This window comes from Campylobacter sp. TTU-622, from assembly GCF_016598965.1.
In the GTDB taxonomy this organism is placed as follows: domain Bacteria; phylum Campylobacterota; class Campylobacteria; order Campylobacterales; family Campylobacteraceae; genus Campylobacter_D.
On record NZ_JAENKR010000158.1, the window covers coordinates 1 to 1,398 of the forward strand.

The window sequence follows — 1,398 nt, forward strand, 5'->3', positions numbered from 1 at the left end:
GTCTTAAAAGTAACTTCATCTAATGGTTTTTCTTCTATAATATTAAGTTCATCATTTTGAAAAGTCACATTATCTTCTTGGCTTAAATTTTGTTCTTGATTTATTGTAGTATTTTCATCAAGAAAATTATCTTGATTGGTTAAATTATTTTCCTCTTTTTCTTCAACTTTAGGATTTTTTTCTTCATCTACTTCTTGTGTATTATCGATAATTTTTACGTTATTTGTTACTTCTTTTAAATTTGTTTTAGCTTCTCCTATAATATTTACAATTGCAGCACTTGATTTATTTTCTTCAGTTTTTAAAGAAAAATTAAATCCACTTAAATAATAAAACACAAAAATTAAAATTACAATAATTGCAACAATAATATAAATCCAAAAACCTGAAGACTTATTTGTATAAGTATCAATTTTTGGAGTGATAATTTTACCTTTTGATAGATTATAAGAATTATTAAGGTTATTTTCATTTAAATAATTTTCATACAATTCATTAAAATCTGTAAAATCAAGATCATATTCACGACTTAAAATTTTAATAAAACCACGCACATTAAAATGACTCAAAGTATCAAAATCTTGATTAATTAAAGCCTTTAAAAAATCAATTTCAATTTGCGTTCTAGCAGCAACTTCTCTTAAATCTAAATCTTGTAATTTTTTCCAACTATTCATTTATCATCCTATCACAAAGTATTGCAAAAGCAGCACTTACATTTAAACTATCAAATTGATTTTTCATAGCTATACCTATACATTCATCACATTTTTTAATTATTTTTGCACTCAAGCCAAAACCTTCACTGCCTAAAATTAAAGCTTTCTTTTTAACATTTTTTAATTTTAAAGTATGAATTTCTTTTCCTTCTTTATCGGCAGCATAAATTTTAAAATTTACTTGCTTAAGCTCATTAATTAATCCTAAAATATCATTTTTTACCACAATAGGCAAACCAAGAGCTGCTCCACTGCTAGTTCTTATTATATTTTGCATTGCAAGCTGATTTCCACAAAAAATTAAACCTTGCGCACCTAAAGCATAAGCAGTCCTAATAATAGCACCTATATTTCCCATATCAGTTATACCACAAAGTATAATTAAAAAATCATTTTTTTTAATCGTATCAAAATCAGCAAATACAAATTCTTTTATATCCATTAAAAAACCTTGATGATTTCCACCTTTAGCATAAGATTGAGCTGTTTTAAAATCAAGCCTTTTAATCTTAAAACCAGATTTTGCAATTTTATTAAAAGTTTTAAAATCACATTCTTTAGCTAAATAAATTTCGTTAATCATATCTTGATAATGTTCTAAAATATAAAAAAATACTTGCTTACCATAAACTAACATTTTATTATTTTATCTCATCTTGACTTAAAAGCAGTTTTTTAT

The 1,398-nt window shown here is 24.2% G+C and carries 2 protein-coding genes; both read right to left on the bottom strand.

All coding sequences use genetic code 11. From position 1 onward, the window contains the following. A partial coding sequence (locus JG677_RS08145) for a helix-turn-helix domain-containing protein (RefSeq protein WP_200286135.1) occupies positions 1 to 677 on the bottom strand: 677 nt, incomplete at its 3' end. Next, the gene (gene rlmB / locus JG677_RS08150) at positions 670 to 1,356 is read right to left on the bottom strand and encodes a 23S rRNA (guanosine(2251)-2'-O)-methyltransferase RlmB (RefSeq protein ID WP_200286137.1); all 687 of its coding nucleotides are present in this window, start codon (positions 1,354 to 1,356) and stop codon (positions 670 to 672) included. The genes JG677_RS08145 and rlmB, both read right to left, overlap by 8 nt. Positions 1,357 to 1,398 lie beyond the last annotated feature (42 nt).

Coding starts and splice junctions, on each gene's coding strand:
- rlmB (WP_200286137.1), bottom strand. CDS start 1,356: ATGTTAGTTTATGGTAAGCAAGTATTTTTTTATATTTTAGAACATTAT.